General features: G+C 68.7%; 14 protein-coding genes. 9 read left to right on the top strand and 5 right to left on the bottom strand.

From position 1 onward, the window contains the following. Positions 1-4: 4 nt before the first annotated feature. Positions 5-802, top strand: coding sequence for a YfaP family protein (locus FG99_RS21875; protein ID WP_043272340.1), 798 nt, complete (start codon positions 5-7; stop codon positions 800-802). Between the two features lie 433 nt (positions 803-1235). Here FG99_RS21875 and FG99_RS21880 read toward each other — a convergent pair whose 3' ends face one another. The 5 genes from FG99_RS21880 to gatC are packed head-to-tail and all read right to left on the bottom strand — an operon-like array spanning position 1236 to position 5292. Continuing rightward, positions 1236-1622 carry a carboxymuconolactone decarboxylase family protein gene (locus FG99_RS21880; protein WP_043272341.1) on the bottom strand — a complete coding sequence of 129 codons (387 nt, stop codon included), beginning with the start codon at positions 1620-1622 and terminating at the stop codon, positions 1236-1238. 11 nt (positions 1623-1633) lie between these two features. Further along, a complete protein-coding gene (locus tag FG99_RS21885; RefSeq protein ID WP_009617764.1) occupies positions 1634-2020 on the bottom strand; it encodes a septal ring lytic transglycosylase RlpA family protein in 387 nt (128 codons plus the stop codon). Between the two features lie 53 nt (positions 2021-2073). After that, the gene (gene gatB, locus FG99_RS21890) at positions 2074-3519 is read right to left on the bottom strand and encodes an Asp-tRNA(Asn)/Glu-tRNA(Gln) amidotransferase subunit GatB (protein WP_043272342.1); all 1446 of its coding nucleotides are present in this window, start codon (positions 3517-3519) and stop codon (positions 2074-2076) included. Positions 3520-3530: 11 nt separating this feature from the next. Next, a complete protein-coding gene (gene gatA, locus FG99_RS21895) occupies positions 3531-4985 on the bottom strand; it encodes an Asp-tRNA(Asn)/Glu-tRNA(Gln) amidotransferase subunit GatA (RefSeq protein WP_009617766.1) in 1455 nt (484 codons plus the stop codon). A gap of 19 nt (positions 4986-5004) precedes the next feature. Beyond that, on the bottom strand, positions 5005-5292 hold the full coding sequence (gene gatC, locus FG99_RS21900) for an Asp-tRNA(Asn)/Glu-tRNA(Gln) amidotransferase subunit GatC (protein ID WP_009617767.1): 288 nt from the start codon (positions 5290-5292) through the stop codon (positions 5005-5007). Positions 5293-5533: 241 nt separating this feature from the next. Here gatC and mreB point away from each other — a divergent pair, with 241 nt between their 5' ends. The 8 genes from mreB to tldD all read left to right on the top strand — a co-directional run bounded on the left by mreB (position 5534) and on the right by tldD (position 16546). After that, positions 5534-6571, top strand: coding sequence for a rod shape-determining protein MreB (gene mreB / locus FG99_RS21905; protein WP_009617768.1), 1038 nt, complete (start codon positions 5534-5536; stop codon positions 6569-6571). Positions 6572-6650: 79 nt separating this feature from the next. Continuing rightward, a complete protein-coding gene (gene mreC, locus FG99_RS21910; RefSeq protein ID WP_081884698.1) occupies positions 6651-7715 on the top strand; it encodes a rod shape-determining protein MreC in 1065 nt (354 codons plus the stop codon). Further along, complete coding sequence (gene mreD / locus FG99_RS21915) at positions 7715-8203, top strand: rod shape-determining protein MreD (protein WP_009617770.1); 489 nt, start codon at positions 7715-7717, stop codon at positions 8201-8203. The genes mreC and mreD overlap by 1 nt, the downstream gene beginning before the upstream one ends. Positions 8204-8274: 71 nt before the next feature. Next, the gene (locus tag FG99_RS21920; RefSeq protein ID WP_043272343.1) at positions 8275-8859 is read left to right on the top strand and encodes a Maf family protein; all 585 of its coding nucleotides are present in this window, start codon (positions 8275-8277) and stop codon (positions 8857-8859) included. A 39-nt stretch (positions 8860-8898) separates the two neighbouring features. Beyond that, a complete protein-coding gene (gene rng, locus FG99_RS21925) occupies positions 8899-10356 on the top strand; it encodes a ribonuclease G (RefSeq protein ID WP_009617773.1) in 1458 nt (485 codons plus the stop codon). Between the two features lie 14 nt (positions 10357-10370). Continuing rightward, on the top strand, positions 10371-14198 hold the full coding sequence (locus tag FG99_RS21930) for a YhdP family protein (protein ID WP_043272344.1): 3828 nt from the start codon (positions 10371-10373) through the stop codon (positions 14196-14198). Between the two features lie 54 nt (positions 14199-14252). Continuing rightward, positions 14253-15101, top strand: a complete 849-nt coding sequence (locus tag FG99_RS21935; protein WP_043272345.1) for a carbon-nitrogen hydrolase family protein — start codon at positions 14253-14255, stop codon at positions 15099-15101. Between the two features lie 2 nt (positions 15102-15103). Next, complete coding sequence (gene tldD, locus FG99_RS21940; protein WP_043272346.1) at positions 15104-16546, top strand: metalloprotease TldD; 1443 nt, start codon at positions 15104-15106, stop codon at positions 16544-16546. Positions 16547-16700 lie beyond the last annotated feature (154 nt).

A 16700-nucleotide genomic window follows, 5' to 3' on the forward strand; every position in this document is an offset into this window, starting at 1 on the left:
CGCCATGAAGCTGCGTCCCTGCCTGCTCCTCCTCCTCATCACCGGGCTCGCCCAGGCCGCCGAGCCGGGCATCCGCCTGGACGCCCCGCTGGGCGGCTGGCGCCCCGGCAACGGCGAGGGCGCCAACTTCCGGCAGAGGGTGAACTACCCGGCGGCCTCGGTGAACACCCCGGCCGACCAGGCCATGACCGCGCGGATCAAGGGCGAGATCGCCAACGCGGCCAAGGACAAGCCGGCCACCCTGGTGGTCAACGGCGTGTCGATGCCGCTGAAGATAGGCGAGGACGGCGGCTTCGACCGTCCTTACGCCTTCCCGGCCGGCAGCAACAGCCTGGAAGTGATCAGCCCGGATGGCCAGCAGCGCAAGCGCGTGCAGTTCTACCACGGCGGTGGCGGCGGCGAGGTGCCGGCCAAGCTGCGGGTGATGCTGTCCTGGGACAGCGACAACACCGACCTCGACCTGCACCTGGTGACCCCCGACGGCGGCCACGTCTGGTACGGCAACCGCAGCCTGCCCAACGGCGCCACCCAGGACGTCGACGTGACCACCGGCTACGGCCCGGAAATCATTGCCACCCCTACGCCGCTGAAGGGCGCGTACCTGGTCTACGTGAACTACTTCGGCGGCGGCTACAGCCAGGACAGCGAGAGTGGCGACGTGGAAGCCGCCCAGCCGCTGACCACGGCCAGGGTGACGATAGTGACGGAGGAGGGCACGCCGAACGAGAAGCAGGAGAGCTTCCTGGTGCCGATGCGCCAGCCGGGGGAGCTGACGTTGGTGAAGCGGTTCAGTTATCCGTAAGGGCGGCTGGAGGCTGGAGGCTGGAGGCTGGAAGCCGTAAGCAAAAGCGTTCCCTACGAAAGCGCCGGGGTTGCCGGCTGACTCTTGACCTTGAGCTTGCTCAGGACAAGCTCCCTCTCCCTTCAGGGAGAGGGCTGGGGAGAGGGTTACGGACTTCGCCCACACACCTCTGCCAACCCTGACTCCGCTCCCTCTCCCTAACCCTCTCCCTGAGGGGAGAGGGGACCGTTCGGAGCGAGCTGGAATCGCGGAGCTCCCGGTTATCCGCCATTGGCCGCGGTCTCCGGCGTTCCGGCTGTCGTAGGAGCGGACCTTGTCCGCGATAGCTGGACGTATCGGCGCGATTCGCGGATGAGATCCTACGGGCTGCCCCAACACCATGCCCATGTAGGAGCGCGCCCTGCGCGCGATTCGCGGGCAAGGCCCGCGCCCGTCAGGCCTGCCGATCCGCCTGCCACGCCTCGATCACTTCCTGCGCCGCGCGGAAGGCATCGATCGCCGCCGGCACCCCGGCGTAGACCGCGCAGTGCAGCAGCGCCTCGCGGATTTCTTCCACCGTGCAGCCGTTGTTCAGCGCGCCGCGCACGTGGCCTTTCAGTTCCTGCGGGCATTTCAGCGCGGTGAGGGCGGCCAGGGTGATCAGGCTGCGGGTCTTGCGCGGCAGGCCGTCGCGGGACCAGACGCTGCCCCAGGCGTTTTCGTTGACGAAATCCTGCAGCGGCTGGGTGAAGTCGGTGGCGTTGTTCAGGGCGCGGTCGACGAAGGCGTCGCCCATCACTTCGCGGCGAACCTGTTCGCCGGCCTTGCGCTTGTCGGTCATTCGGACTGCTCCTAATCGATGGCTTCCAGGCGCACCGGCGCGGTGCCGCTGCGCAACATGTCGAGGCGTTCCGCGGCCGCCCGCGACAGGTCGATGATCCGCCCGCGGCCGAAGGGCCCGCGGTCGTTCACCCGCACCACCACGCTGCGGCCGTTGTCGAGGTTGGTGACCTTCAGCCGCGTGCCGAACGGCAGGCTGCGGTGCGCGGCGGTCAGGGCGTGCTGGTCGAAGCGCTCGCCGCTGGCGGTTTTCTTCCCATGGTGCGCGCGGCCGTAATAGGACGCGGTGCCCTCGGCGCGGTAGCCGCGCGCCGAGCCGCTTTCATAGGACGAGCTGGCGCAACCGGCCAGCAGGGCCAGGCCGCAGAGCAGGGCAGGCAGGGCGAGGGAGCGCAGCATCGAACCTCCGGACGAAAAAACGCCGGGCAAGCCCGGCGTCAGGAAGAGTGGGCTCAGCCTTCGAGCTTTTTCTTCAGCAGTTCGTTCACCTGCCCGGGGTTGGCTTTCCCCTTCGAGGCTTTCATGGCCTGGCCGACGAAGAAGCCGAACATCTTGCTGCGCTTGGCTTCGTCGCTGGCGCGGTACTGTTCGACCTGCTCGGCGTTGGCCGCCAGCACCTCGTCGAGCATCTTGTCGATGGCGCCGGTGTCGGTGACCTGCTTCAGACCCTTCTTCTCGATGATCTCATCGGCCGAACCTTCGCCGGCGGCCATGGCCTCGAAGACCATCTTGGCGATCTTGCCGCTGATGGTGTTGTCCTTGATGCGCAGGATCATGCCGCCCAGCTGCTCGGCGGAAACCGGCGACTGCTCGATCTCCAGGCCGTCCTTGTTGAGCAGGCTGGAAAGCTCGCCCATCACCCAGTTGGCCGCCAGCTTGGCGTCGCCGCAGATGCCCTGCACCTGCTCGAAGTAGTCGGCCATCTCGCGGCTGGCCGAGAGCACGCTGGCGTCGTAGGCGGACAGGCCGTACTGGCTCTCGAAGCGCTCGCGCTTCTGGTCCGGCAGCTCCGGCAGGCCGGCGCGCAGCTCTTCCAGGAAGCTGCGCTCGATCACCACCGGCAGCAGGTCCGGGCAGGGGAAGTAGCGGTAGTCGTTGGCTTCTTCCTTGCTGCGCATGGAGCGCGTCTCGTCCTTGTTCGGGTCGTACAGGCGGGTTTCCTGCACCACCTTGCCGCCGTCCTCGATCAGCTCGATCTGCCGCTGCACTTCGTGGTTGATGGCCTTTTCGATGAAGCGGAAGGAGTTGACGTTCTTGATCTCGGCGCGGGTGCCGAACTCGGCGTGGCCCTTCGGCCGCACCGAGACGTTGCAGTCGCAGCGCAGCGAGCCTTCGGCCATGTTGCCGTCGCAGATGCCCAGGTAGCGCACCAGCGCGTGGATCGCCTTGACGTAGGCCACCGCTTCCTTGGCCGAGCGGATGTCCGGCTCGGAGACGATCTCCAGCAGCGGCGTGCCGGCGCGGTTCAGGTCGATGCCGCTCATGCCGTGGAAGTCTTCGTGCAGGCTCTTGCCGGCGTCCTCTTCCAGGTGCGCGCGGGTGATGCCGATGCGCTTGACGGTGCCGTCTTCCAGGGTGATGTCGAGGAAGCCCTTGCCGACGATGGGGTGGTCCATCTGGCTGGTCTGGTAGCCCTTGGGCAGGTCCGGGTAGAAGTAGTTCTTACGGGCGAAGACGTTGCGCTCGGCGATTTCGGCGTTGATCGCCAGGCCGAACTGGCAGGCCATGCGCACCGCCTCGGCGTTGAGCACCGGCAGGGTGCCGGGCATCGCCAGGTCGATCAGGCTGGCCTGGGTGTTGGGCTCGGCGCCGAAGGTGGTGGCGCTGCCGGAGAAGATCTTCGATTGGGTGGCGAGCTGCGCGTGGATTTCCAGCCCGATCACGGTTTCCCATTGCATGTGTGTCGTCCTCAGAATCCAGCCGGTGCTTGTTTGTGCCAGTCGGTCACCTGTTGGTACTGGTGCGCGACGTTGAGCAGGCGGCCTTCCTGGAAGTACGGGGCGAGCAGCTGCACGCCCACCGGCAGGCCATCGACGAACCCGGCGGGCATGGACAGCCCGGGGATGCCGGCGAGGTTGGCGGTGATGGTGTAGATGTCTTCCAGGTACTGGGCGACCGGGTCGTCGTTCTTGGTGCCGAGCTTCCAGGCCGGGTTCGGCGTGGTCGGGCCGAGGATGACGTCGACGTCGGCGAAGGCGCTGACGAAATCGTTCTTGATCAGCCGGCGAATCTTCTGCGCCTTCAGGTAATAGGCGTCGTAGTAACCGGCGGAAAGCGCGTAGGTGCCGACCATGATGCGGCGCTTCACCTCGGCGCCGAAGCCTTCGGCGCGGGAGCGCTTGTACAGGTCCTGCAGGTCCCTGGGGTTCTCGCAGCGGTAGCCGTAGCGTACGCCGTCGAAGCGCGACAGGTTGGAGCTGGCCTCTGCAGGCGCGATCACGTAGTAGGCCGGGATGGCGTGCTGCATGTTCGGCAGGGAGATGTCCTTGACCTGCGCGCCCAGTTGCTTGAGCTGCTCGACCACGGCCAGCACGGCGTCGGCGATGCGGCTGTCCAGGCCGGCGCCGAAGTATTCCTTCGGCAGGCCGATGCGCAGGCCGGCCAGGGGCTTGCCGAGGGCGGCCAGGTAGTCGTCCAGCGGCTGGTCGACGCAGGTGGAGTCCTTGGGATCGAAGCCGGCCATGGCGCCGAGCATCAGCGCGCAGTCCTCGGCGGTGCGGGCCAGCGGGCCGGCCTGGTCGAGGCTGGAGGCGTAGGCGATCATGCCCCAGCGCGAGACGCGGCCGTAGGTCGGCTTGATCCCGGTGAGGTTGGTCAGCGCCGCCGGCTGGCGGATCGAGCCGCCGGTGTCGGTGCCGGTGGCCGCAGGAATCAGGCGCGCGGCCACGGCCGCGGCCGAGCCGCCGGAGGAGCCGCCGGGCACGCGGCTGGTGTCCCAGGGGTTCTTCACCGCGCCGTAGTGGCTGGATTCGTTGGCCGAGCCCATGGCGAACTCGTCCATGTTCAGCTTGCCCAGGCTCACGGCGCCGGCGGCGGCCAGGCGCTCGACCACGGTGGCGTCGTAGGGCGAGACGAAGTTGTCGAGAATCTTCGAGCCGCAGCTGGTGCGCACGCCCTTGGTGCAGAACAGGTCCTTGTGGGCGATGGGCGCGCCGAGCAGGGCGCCAGTCTCGCCATTGGCGCGCCGTTGGTCGGCTGCCTTGGCCTGGGCGATAGCCTGGTCGGCGGTGACGCTGATGAAGCTGTTGAGCTGCGGGTCGAGCTGCTCGATGCGGCTCAGCAGGGCACGGGTCAGCTCTTCGGCGGAGAACTGTTTGTCGGCGAGGCCGCGGGCGACTTCGGCGAGGGTCAGTTGGTGCAGCATGGGTCCGTGTCCTTCCTTATTACTCGATCACTTTCGGAACCAGGTACAGGCCGTCTTCCACGGCCGGTGCGATGGCCTGGTAGGCCTCGCGCTGGTTGCTTTCGGTCACCAGGTCCTGGCGCAGGCGCTGGGTGGCTTCCAGGGGGTGGGCGAGGGGTTCGACGCCGTCGGTGTTCACCGCCTGCATCTGGTCGACCAGGCCGAGGATGTTGTTCAGGGTCGCGGTGGTCGGTTGGACGTCGGTTTCCGCCAGGCCCAGGCGGGCCAGGTGGGCGATTTTTTCCACGTCGGAGCGGTCAAGCGCCATCGGGGGTCTCCAGGCTAGAGCTGCCAGCGTCGATCGGACGCATGGCCGGACGAAACGTAGGCGGGGGAACGGAACCCGCGGCGGGCGGTCCCAGGGACCGCGGGGACAGGCCTTAAAGGCGCTGAAAGTCAAGCAATTTAACACAATGCCGCCTTGCCCAAAATCCCCGTCGTTGTTAGAGTTTGCCGCACTTTTTTACCCGCGCATTTTTCACCCACGCATCGTCCAGGGTTCCCTTTCCATGTTCAAAAAATTGCGTGGCATGTTCTCCAGTGATCTGTCGATCGACCTGGGCACTGCCAATACCCTTATTTATGTGCGCGAACGCGGCATCGTCCTCAATGAGCCTTCGGTAGTGGCCATCCGCAACCATGGCAACCAGAAGAGCGTCGTGGCCGTCGGCACCGAGGCCAAGCGCATGCTCGGCCGCACCCCGGGCAACATCTCGGCCATCCGTCCGATGAAGGACGGCGTCATCGCCGACTTCAGCGTCTGCGAGAAGATGCTGCAGTACTTCATCAACAAGGTGCACGAGAACAGCTTCCTGCAGCCCAGCCCGCGCGTGCTGATCTGCGTGCCGTGCAAGTCCACCCAGGTGGAACGCCGCGCCATCCGTGAGTCGGCCCTCGGCGCCGGCGCCCGCGAGGTGTACCTGATCGAAGAACCGATGGCCGCGGCCATCGGCGCCGGCCTGCCGGTCGAGGAAGCCCGTGGCTCGATGGTCGTCGACATCGGCGGCGGCACCACCGAGATCGCCCTGATCTCGCTGAACGGCGTGGTCTACGCCGAATCCGTGCGCGTCGGCGGCGACCGCTTCGACGAAGCCATCGTCACCTACGTGCGCCGCAACTACGGCAGCCTGATCGGCGAATCCACCGCCGAGCGCATCAAGCAGGAGATCGGCGCGGCCTTCTCCGGCGGCGAAGTGCGCGAGGTGGACGTCCGCGGCCGCAACCTGGCCGAAGGCGTGCCGCGCAGCTTCACCCTGAACTCCAACGAGGTCCTGGAAGCCCTGCAGGAATCCCTGGCGACCATCGTCCAGGCGGTCAAGAGCGCCCTGGAGCAGTCCCCGCCGGAGCTGGCCTCGGACATCGCCGAGCGCGGCCTGGTGCTGACCGGTGGTGGCGCCCTGCTGCGCGACCTGGACAAGCTGCTGGCCCAGGAAACCGGCCTGCCGGTGATCGTCGCCGAAGACCCGCTGACCTGCGTGGCCCGTGGCGGCGGCAAGGCGCTGGACATGATGGACCGTCACTCCATGGACCTGCTCTCCACCGAGTGAGGTGGGAGCCTTGAGGGTGGTTGACGTTTTGCCGCGCGCGGCGAAACATCAACCGCCTTCAATCAGCTAGGAGCTGGTCATCAAACCGCTATTCTCCAAAGGGCCCTCGCTGGGCGTGCGCCTGCTGGTGCTCGCCGTGCTCTCGGTGGGCCTGATGGTGGTCGACGCGCGTTTCGACTACCTCAAGCCCGTGCGCAGCCAGATGGGCCTGGTGCTGACCCCCTTCTATGGCGTGGCCGACCTGCCGGTGCGCGCCTGGGAAGGCGTGCGCGACCAGTTCACCAGCCGCAGCGAGCTGCTCGCCGAGAACGAGCGGCTGAAGGCCGAGTCGCTGCTGATGCAGCGCCGCCTGCAGAAGCTGGCCACCCTGACCGAACAGAACGTGCGCCTGCGCGAGCTGCTCAACTCCGCCGCCCTGGTGGACGACAAGGTGCTGGTCAGCGAGCTGATCGGCGTCGACCCCAACCCCTTCACCCAGCGCATCCTCATCGACAAGGGCTCGAAGGACGGCGTGTTCCAGGGCCAGCCGGTGCTCGACGCCAGCGGCCTGATGGGCCAGGTGGTCGAGGTCATGCCCTACACCGCCCGCGTGCTGCTGCTCACCGACACCACCCACAGCATCCCGGTGCAGGTCAACCGCAACGGCCTGCGCGCCATCGCCGTCGGCACCGGCAACCCGGAACGCCTGGAACTGCGCTTCGTCGCCGACACCGCGGACATCAAGGAAGGCGACCTGCTGGTCAGCTCCGGCCTCGGCCAGCGCTTCCCGGCCGGCTACCCGGTGGCGGTGGTCAAGGAAGTCATCCACGACTCCGGCCAGCCGTTCGCGGTGATCCGCGCCGTGCCTACCGCGAAGATGAACCGCAGCCGCTACGTGCTGCTGGTGTTCAGCGACAGCCGCACCCCCGAACAGCGCGCCACCGAGGCCGCCGAAGCCCAGGCCGAGGCCGACCGCAAGGCCGCCGAGGCCGCCGGCCAGGCACCGGCGCCGAGCGCGCCGGCTCCCACCGCTCCAGCCACGCCTGCCGCTCCGGCTGCCCCGGCCCAGGGCGCCGCTCCGGCACCTGCACCCGCCGCGCCGGCCGCTACCCCCGCGCATCCGCCGGCGCCGGCCCAGGCCGCGCCACAAAGGAACCGTCACTGATGCCTGCCCAAGGACCGCGCAACGGCTGGCTGATCTGGGTCAGCCTGCTGCTGGCGCTGCTGCTGTCGGTGGCGCCGATGCCCAGCTTCACGGAAATCGGCCGGCCGCTGTGGCTGGCGCTGTTCCTCACCTTCTGGGTGCTGATGGTGCCGCAGCGAGTGGGCATGGTCACCGCCTGGGTCTGCGGCCTGGCCGAGGACGTGCTGTACGGCAGCCTGCTCGGGCAGAACGCGCTGATCCTCAGCTTCATCGTGTTCCTGGTCATGGCCCTGCAGCAGCGCCTGCGCCTGTACCCCGTCTGGCAGCAGTGCCTGGTGCTGATGGTGGTCTACGGCCTGGCGCAACTGGTGCAGCTGTGGCTCAACGCCCTGACCGGCAACCGTCCGCCGACCCTGGCCTTCCTGTTGCCGGCGCTGGTCAGCGGCCTGCTCTGGCCCTGGGTGCTGGTGCTGCTCAAGGGCCTGGGCCAGCGCCTGAAGGTCTACTAATACCCGTCCCGCCGCTTCCCACCTGGCACGGGCCGGGGGAGGGGCGGCCGGGACTCTTCCGGGAGTCGCAGATGCCCCAGCTTTACCTGGCCTCCAGCTCGCCGCGCCGGCGTGAGCTGCTGACACAGATCGGCCTGTCCTTCCACTTGGTTTCCGGCAACATCGACGAAACCCCGCAGGACGGCGAGACGCCGGCCGCCTACGTCGAGCGCCTGGCGCGCGGCAAGGCCCTGGCCGGACTGACTATGCTTGCCCAGAGGCCCGACGTCTGCGTGCTCGGCGCCGATACCGCGGTGGTGCTCGACGGCCGCATCCTCGGCAAGCCGGCGGACCGCGAGGACAGCCTGGCCATGCTGCGCGCGCTGTCCGGCCGCCAGCACCAGGTGCTGACCGCGGTGGCGGTGGCCGACCGCGACCGCTGCGAGGTGCGGGTGGTGACCAGCCTGGTATCGTTCCGCAATGTTTCCGAGGCCGAAGCCGAGGCCTACTGGGCCACCGGCGAGCCCCAGGACAAGGCGGGCGGCTACGCTATCCAGGGGCTGGCGGCGATCTTCGTCAACCGCGTCGAGGGCAGCTACAGCGGGGTGGTCGGCCTGCCCCTGTGCGAGACCGCGGAACTGTTGGCTGACTTCTCGATCCCTTGCTGGCAGTCTTGAAGAAGTAGCGCTGCACACGGGCGCGATAAGGAAGGGCGCATGAGCGAAGAGATCCTGATCAATATCACGCCGATGGAATCGCGCGTGGCGGTGGTGGAAAACGGTGTCCTTCAGGAAGTCCACGTCGAGCGCACGCTGCGCCGCGGGATAGTCGGCAACATCTACAAGGGCAAGGTGGTCCGCGTGCTGCCGGGGATGCAGGCGGCCTTCGTCGACATCGGCCTGGAGCGCGCGGCCTTCATCCACGCGGCGGAAATCTCCACCCGCGAGGGCAGCGCGGTGGAAAGCATCGGCGCCCTGGTCCACGAGGGCCAGAGCCTGGTGGTGCAGGTCACCAAGGACCCGATCGGCACCAAGGGCGCGCGCCTGACCACGCACCTGTCGATCCCCTCGCGCTACCTGGTATACATGCCGCGCACCAGCCACGTCGGGATTTCCCTGAAAATCGAGGACGAGCAGGAGCGCGAGCGCCTCAAGCAGGTGGTGGCCAAGTGCGTCGAGGCCGAGGGCATCGTCGAGAAGGGCGGCTTCATCCTGCGCACCGCCGCCGAGGGCGCCGGGGAGGACGAAATCCTCGCCGACATCCGCTACCTGCGCCGGCTGTGGGACCAGATCGATGCGCAGATGCAGACGGTCGGCGCGCCGACGGTGATCTACGAGGACCTGTCCCTGGCCCAGCGCACCCTGCGCGACCTGGTCAACCCGCGCATCGAGAAGATCCGCGTGGATTCCCGGGAGAACTTCCAGAAGATCACGCAGTTCGTCGACGAACTCATGCCGGAAATCGCCGACCGCCTGGAGCACTACCCCGGCGAGCGGCCGATCTTCGACCTCTACGGCGTCGAGGACGAGATCCAGAAGGCCCTGGAGCGCAAGGTGCTGCTCAAGTCCGGCGGCTACCTGATCATCGACCCGACCGAGGCGATGACCACCATCGACGTCAACACCGGCGCCTTCGTCGGCCACCGCAACCTCGAAGAGACCATCTTCAAGACCAACCTCGAGGCGGCCACCGCCATCGCCCGCCAGCTGCGCCTGCGCAACCTCGGCGGGATCATCATCATCGACTTCATCGACATGGAGGACGAGGAGCACCGCCGCCAGGTCCTGCGCACGCTGGAGAAGCAGCTCGAGCGCGACCACGCCAAGACCAACATCATCGGCATCACCGAACTGGGCCTGGTGCAGATGACCCGCAAGCGCACCCGCGAAAGCCTGGTGCAGGTGCTCTGCGAGCCCTGCCCGTGCTGCCAGGGGCGCGGCATGCTGAAGACCCCGGAAACCATCTGCTACGAGATCTTTCGCGAGATCCTCCGTGAGGCCCGCGCCTACCAGGCCGATTCCTACGTGGTGCTGGCCAACCAGAAGGTGGTCGACCGCCTGCTCGACGAAGAGTCGGGCAACGTCGCCGATCTGGAGATGTTCATCGGGCGCACCATCAAGTTCCAGGTCGAGCCGATGTATTCCCAGGAGCAGTACGACGTGGTCCTGCTCTGAGGCGCGCGGCTGAGATGGACCGCTTCGGCCGCCTGTTCGCCCGCCTGCTGCGCCTGCTCCTGGGGCTTTGCGCCCTGGGCCTGGTGCTGCTGGCGCTGTACGTCAGCCTGGGGCGCCAGTTGGTGCCGCTGGTGGCGGAATATCGCGACGACCTGGCCGAGCAGGCCAGCGCGCGGCTGCACATGCCGGTGCGCATCGGCGCCCTGGAAGGCAGCTGGCGCGGCTTCGGCCCGATCATCACGGTGCGCGACATCCAGCTCGGCGAGGGCAGCGACGCCCTGCGCCTGGAGCAGGTTCGCCTGACCCCCGACCTCCCCGCCAGCCTGCTGGCGCGCCAGCCGCGCATCGACAGCCTGGAACTGCAGGGGCTGCACCTGAGCCTGCGCGAGGGCGAGGACGGCCACTGGCAGGTCGAGGGCCTGCCGGCCAGCCCGCAGGGTAGCGACCCGCGCCAGCTCGTCGACCTGCTGCTGACGCCGCGCCGCCTGTCGCTGCTGGACAGCCAGCTGAGCCTGCTGCCGCGCGAGGGGCAGACGCTCAACCTGACCTATCTCGGCCTGACCCTGCACAGCGGCGTGTTCGGCCAGCGCCTGGATGGCCGCTTCAACCTGCCCGACGGCCAGCCGGTGGCGCTGCGGGTGGACACGCGCATCGACCGCGAGGACTGGAAGCGCAGCTCGGCCGACGCCTACCTCAGCCTGCCGCAGAGCGACTGGGCGAAGTGGCTGCCGGCGAGCCTGACGCGGCAATGGCGCATCCAGCGCCTGGAGGCCGGCGGCGAGTTCTGGGCGCGCATCGACAAGGGCCAGCCCAGCGCGGCGGTGGCCAGGCTCAATGCGCCGCAGGTGCAGGCCTCCTTCGATGGCCGCGAGGCGGTGAAGGTCGGCGACCTCGGCGTGGGGTTGTACTTCCAGCGCCAGGGCGAGGAAATGAGCCTGCGCGTCAGCGATCTGGCGGCCAACCTCGGCGAAAAGCGCTGGGGCGAGGCGGAACTGGAACTGAACCGGCAGACCCGCGGCGAAGACCACTGGCGCCTGCGCGCCGACCGCCTGGACCTGGGCCCGCTGCTGCCGGTGGTGGAAAGCCTGGCGCCCTTGCCGGACAAGGCTGTGGAGTGGCTGCAGGGCCTGGCGCCGCAGGGCGTGCTGCACCACCTCAACCTCGACTGGTGGCCGCAGCGCCAGGGCGCCGAGCGCCTGGCCTACGGCGTGAACCTGGAGAAGGTCGGCGTCAACGCCTTCCACGAGGTGCCGGCGGTGGCCAACGTCGACGGCACCTTCAGCGGCAACCTCGGCGGCGGCCAGCTGGACGCCTCGGCCAAGGACTTCATGCTCCACCTGGCCGCCCTGTTCCCCGAGCCGTGGCGCTTCCGCAGCGCCAACGCGCGGCTGTTCTGGAAGTGGGACGACGAGGCCTTCACCCTTGGCAGCCACCTGATGAAGGTCGAGGGCGACGTCGGCCGCCTGGGCGGCGACATGCTGATCCGCCTGATGCACGACCACGACAAGGAAAGCTACATGGACCTGCGCGTGGGCCTGGAGGACGGCGACGGCAGCTACACCCCGCAGTTCCTGCCCACGGTGCTGCCGGAGATGAACAAGGACCTGGCCCGCTGGCTGGCCAGCGCCATCAAGGGCGGGCGCGTCGAGCAGGGCTACTTCCAGTGGCAGGGTTCGCTGAAAAAGGGCTCGGCGCCGGAAGACCACGCCATGAGCCTGTACTTCAAGGTCCACGACGGCGAGCTGGACTACCAGCCGGGCTGGCCGGCGCTGAGCCAGGCCGAGGGCGAGGTGCTGGTGGAGGACAGCGGCGTGCGCATCCGCGCGCAGTCCGGGCGCATCCTGCAGAGCCAGGTCCGCGACGTGCAGGTGGACATTCCCCACGTGCCCAAGGGCGAAGTCGCCCACCTGCATGTCGATGGCGACGTCGACAGCAGCCTGGGCGACGGCCTGAAGATCCTCCAGGACTCGCCCCTGGGCGTGCAGCAGGTCTTCGCCGGCTGGGAAGGCGAGGGCCCGCTCAAGGGCCACCTGAACCTGGACATCCCGCTGGCCAAGGAACAGGCGAAGCAGGCGCGGGTGGTGGTGGACTTCGCCACCGAGGGCGCGCGCCTGAAGATCGCCAAGCCGACCCTGGAACTGGCCCAGCTCAAGGGCGACTTCCGCTACGACACCAACAGCGGCCTGAGCGCCAAGGGCCTCAGCGCCCAGGCCCTGGGCAGCCGCGTCAGCGGCAGCATCCGCGCCGAGGGCAGCCCGGGCAAGCCGCGTACCCGCGTGCTGGTGGGCGGCCAGGTGGCGCTCAAGAGCCTGCTCGACTGGGGCGGCGTGAAGCAGGCCGTGCCGGCCGCCGGGCGCCTGCCGTTCCAGCTCGACCTGCTGCTCGACGGCCATGACAGCCAGTTGCAGGTCAACTCCGACCTCAAGGGCCTGGCCATCGATCTGCCGGCCCCCTTTGGCAAGGCCGCCGACGAGACCCGCGCCAGCGACTGGCGCATGACCCTCGAAGGCCCCGAGCGGCGCTACTGGGCCAACTACGACAAGGTGGCCAGCCTGGCCTACGCCGCCCCCGCCGACAAACCCCTGGGCGGCCGCGGCACCCTGCGCCTGGGCGGCGACCCGGCGCTGCTGCCCAACTGGAGCGGGGTGCAGGTGCGCGGCAGCCTGGACACCCTGGATGTCGAGCAGTGGCAGGCGGTGCTGAAGAAGTACGGCATCGGCAGTGTGCCCAGCGATAACCAGGGCCTGTTGCGCGGCGCCGACCTGCAGATCGGTCACTTCCGCGGCTTCGGCGCCAGCCTGGACAACTTCAAGCTCGACCTGGCGCGGGTTTCCGGCGGCTGGCAGCTGGGCGTCGACAGCGCCCCGCTGGCCGGCCAGGCGGTGTTCCCGGACAGCGGCCAGCGGCCGATCCAGATCAACCTGGCGCGCCTGGACCTGCCGAAGAACCCCACCAACGACCTGGCCGCCGCGCCGACCATCGCCCCCGACCCGCTGGAAAAGGTCGACCCGCGCAGCATTCCGGCGATGGACGTGGCCATCCGCCAGATCTCCCAGGGCGGCAAGCCCATCGGAGCCTGGAGCTTCAACGTGCGCCCGACCACCAGCGGCATCGCCTTCAACAGCCTCAAGCTCGACCTGCGCGGCCTCAAGGTCGGCGGGACGCTGCGCTGGGAAGGCCCGGTGGGCTCCACGCGCAGCACCTTCCAGGGGCGCCTGGAAGGCAGGAACCTGGCCGACGTGCTCAAGGCCTGGGACTTCGCCCCCACCGCCACCAGCGACCGCTTCAGCCTGGACATCGACGGCAACTGGCCCGGCTCGCCGGCCTACATCAGCCTGCGCCGCTTCGGCGGGCGCCTGGAGGCCGACATGCGCAAGGGCCAGTTCGTCGACGTCGAGGGCAGCGCCCAGGCCCTGCGGGTGTTCGGCCTGCTCAACTTCAACGCCATCAACCGCCGCCTGCGCCTGGACTTCTCCGACCTGTTCGGCAAGGGCCTGAGCTACGACCGCGTGCAGGGCGTGCTGGGCGCCACCAATGGCGTCTACCTCACCCGCGAGCCGATCAGGCTCACCGGCCCGTCGAGCAACCTCGAGATGAGCGGCACCCTCGACATGGCCCACGACCAGATCGACGCCAAGCTGCTGGTGACCCTGCCGCTGACCAACAACCTGCCGCTGGCCGCGCTCATCGTCGGCGCGCCGGCGGTGGGCGGCGCGCTCTTCGTGGTGGACAAGCTGCTGGGCGACAGGGTGGCGCGCTTCGCCAGCGTGCAGTACCGCGTCAAGGGCCCCTGGCAGAACCCCGAGATCGCCTTCGACAAGCCGTTCGAGAAACCGCGGTGAGCAGAGCCGGCGGGCATCGGTTAGGATGAATCGCATCTGTCGTCGGAGAAACGCATGTCCCTCGCCGTGATCCAGATGGTCAGCCAGGACGACGTCCCGGCCAACCTCGCCGCCGCCCGTCGCCTGCTCGAACAGGCCGCCGAGGGCGGCGCGCGCCTCGCCGTGCTGCCGGAGAATTTCGCCGCCATGGGCCGCCGCGACCTGGCCGAGCTGGGCCGCGCCGAGGCCCTGGGCGAGGGCCCGATCCTGCCCTGGTTGAAAAGCGTCGCGCGCGACCTCAGGTTGTGGATAGTCGCCGGCACCCTGCCGCTGCCGCCGGACGGCCAGCCCGAAGCCAAGGCCAACGCCTGCTCGCTGCTGGTCGACGAGCGCGGCGAGCGGGTGGCGCGCTACGACAAGCTGCACCTGTTCGACGTGGACGTCGCCGATGCCCGCGGCCGCTACCGCGAGTCCGACGACTACGCCTTCGGCGGCCAGGTGGTGGTGGCCGACACGCCGGTCGGCCGGCTGGGCCTGACGGTGTGCTACGACCTGCGCTTCCCCGAGCTCTACACCCGGCTGCGCGAGGCCGGCGCCGAGCTGATCACGGCGCCCTCGGCCTTCACCGCGGTGACCGGCCAGGCGCACTGGGAAGTGCTGATCCGCGCCCGCGCCATCGAGACGCAGTGCTACGTGCTGGCGGCGGGGCAGGGCGGCACCCACCCGCGCGGCCGCGAGACCTGGGGCCAGTCGGCCATCGTCGACCCCTGGGGGCGCATCCTCGCCGAGCGCGACAAGGGCGAGGCGGTGCTGCTGGCCGAACGCGACAGTGAAGAACAAACGGCGCTCCGGCAACGCATGCCGGTGGTCCGCCATCGAAGATTCTACCCGCCGGCCGTACCCGGACCGGCGCCTACGGAGTAGCCATGAGCGAGTTGTTGTCATCCGTCAGCCAGCACCTGCTGGCCCCCGGCGGCCTGGACGTCGACGGCCTGCAGCCGATCCTGCACGAGCTGAGCGGCCCGGGCATCGACGCCGCCGACCTGTACTTCCAGAGCCAGGTCTCCGAGTCCTGGATGCTCGAGGACGGCATCGTCAAGGAAGGCAGCTTCCACATGGACCAGGGCGTGGGCGTGCGCGCCCAGTCCGGCGAGAAGACCGGCTTCGCCTACAGCAATGCCATCACCCCCGATGCCCTGTCCCAGGCGGCGCTCGCTGCGCGCTCGATTTCCCGGGCCGGGCAGAACGGCCGGGTGCAGGCGTTCAAGACGGTCGCTCCGGCGCGCCTGTACGCCGGCGAAAACCCGCTGGACGTGCTCAGTCGCGCCGAGAAGGTCGAGCTGCTGAAGAAGATCGACGCCGCCACCCGCGCCCTCGACCCGCGCATCCAGCAGGTCACCGTGAGCCTTGCCGGCGTCTGGGAGCAGGTCCTCATCGCCGCCGCCGACGGTTCCCTGGCCGCGGACATCCGCCCGCTGGTGCGTTTCAACGTCAGCGTCATCGTCGAGCAGAACGGCCGCCGCGAGCGCGGCGGCCATGGCGGCGGCGGGCGCACCGACTATCGCTATTTCCTCTCTGAAGACCGCGCCATGTCCTACGCCCGCGAGGCGCTGCGCCAGGCTTTGGTCAACCTCGAAGCGGTCCCCGCGCCGGCCGGAACCCTGCCGGTGGTGATGGGCGCCGGCTGGTCCGGCGTGCTGCTGCACGAGGCGGTGGGCCACGGCCTGGAAGGCGACTTCAACCGCAAGGGCAGCTCGGCCTACAGCGGGCGCATCGGCGAGAAGGTGGCCTCCAGCCTGTGCACCATCGTCGACGACGGCACCCTGGCCGGGCGCCGCGGCTCGCTGTCGGTGGACGACGAGGGCACTCCCACGCAATACAACGTGCTGATCGAGAATGGCATCCTCAAGGGCTACATGCAGGACAAGCTCAACGCCCGCCTGATGGGCGTGGCGCGCACCGGCAACGGCCGCCGCGAGTCCTACGCGCACCTGCCGATGCCGCGCATGACCAACACCTACATGCTCGCCGGGCAGAGCGACCCGGCGGAAATCATCGCCTCGGTGGAGAAGGGCATCTACTGCGCCAACCTCGGCGGCGGCCAGGTGGACATCACCAGCGGCAAGTTCGTCTTCGCCACCAGCGAGGCCTACCTGATCGAGAACGGCAGGATCACCCGCCCGGTGAAGGGCGCGACCCTGATCGGCAACGGGCCGGAAGTGATGAGCCGGGTGTCCATGGTCGGCAACGACATGGCCCTGGACAGCGGCGTGGGCACCTGCGGCAAGGATGGCCAGTCGGTACCGGTGGGCGTTGGCCAGCCGACGCTGAAGATCGACGGCATCACCGTGGGCGGGACCGGCGCCTGAGGCGCCGGGGAGCATTTGGAAAGTCTGCTCACGGCCTCGCGAGCTAGAGCAGAACAAGGCAAAAACAGGTGAGGAAGCGCAGTTTACTGATGCTAAATGAGCATTTCTCACCTGTTTTTAACGCAGTTATGCCGACGCGCAGCAGGTCGTGGGT

This window comes from Pseudomonas sp. AAC (assembly GCF_000725445.1).
Taxonomy (GTDB): domain Bacteria; phylum Pseudomonadota; class Gammaproteobacteria; order Pseudomonadales; family Pseudomonadaceae; genus Pseudomonas; species Pseudomonas citronellolis.

Excerpts from the sequence above, each read along its gene's own strand:
- FG99_RS21875 (WP_043272340.1), top strand. The coding sequence starts at position 5 with ATGAAGCTGCGTCCCTGCCTGCTCCTCCTCCTCATCACCGGGCTCGCC.
- FG99_RS21880 (WP_043272341.1), bottom strand. The coding sequence starts at position 1,622 with ATGACCGACAAGCGCAAGGCCGGCGAACAGGTTCGCCGCGAAGTGATG.
- FG99_RS21885 (WP_009617764.1), bottom strand. The coding sequence starts at position 2,020 with ATGCTGCGCTCCCTCGCCCTGCCTGCCCTGCTCTGCGGCCTGGCCCTG.
- gatB (WP_043272342.1), bottom strand. The coding sequence starts at position 3,519 with ATGCAATGGGAAACCGTGATCGGGCTGGAAATCCACGCGCAGCTCGCC.
- gatA (WP_009617766.1), bottom strand. The coding sequence starts at position 4,985 with ATGCTGCACCAACTGACCCTCGCCGAAGTCGCCCGCGGCCTCGCCGAC.
- gatC (WP_009617767.1), bottom strand. The coding sequence starts at position 5,292 with ATGGCGCTTGACCGCTCCGACGTGGAAAAAATCGCCCACCTGGCCCGC.
- mreB (WP_009617768.1), top strand. The coding sequence starts at position 5,534 with ATGTTCAAAAAATTGCGTGGCATGTTCTCCAGTGATCTGTCGATCGAC.
- mreD (WP_009617770.1), top strand. The coding sequence starts at position 7,715 with ATGCCTGCCCAAGGACCGCGCAACGGCTGGCTGATCTGGGTCAGCCTG.
- FG99_RS21920 (WP_043272343.1), top strand. The coding sequence starts at position 8,275 with ATGCCCCAGCTTTACCTGGCCTCCAGCTCGCCGCGCCGGCGTGAGCTG.
- rng (WP_009617773.1), top strand. The coding sequence starts at position 8,899 with ATGAGCGAAGAGATCCTGATCAATATCACGCCGATGGAATCGCGCGTG.
- FG99_RS21930 (WP_043272344.1), top strand. The coding sequence starts at position 10,371 with ATGGACCGCTTCGGCCGCCTGTTCGCCCGCCTGCTGCGCCTGCTCCTG.
- FG99_RS21935 (WP_043272345.1), top strand. The coding sequence starts at position 14,253 with ATGTCCCTCGCCGTGATCCAGATGGTCAGCCAGGACGACGTCCCGGCC.
- tldD (WP_043272346.1), top strand. The coding sequence starts at position 15,104 with ATGAGCGAGTTGTTGTCATCCGTCAGCCAGCACCTGCTGGCCCCCGGC.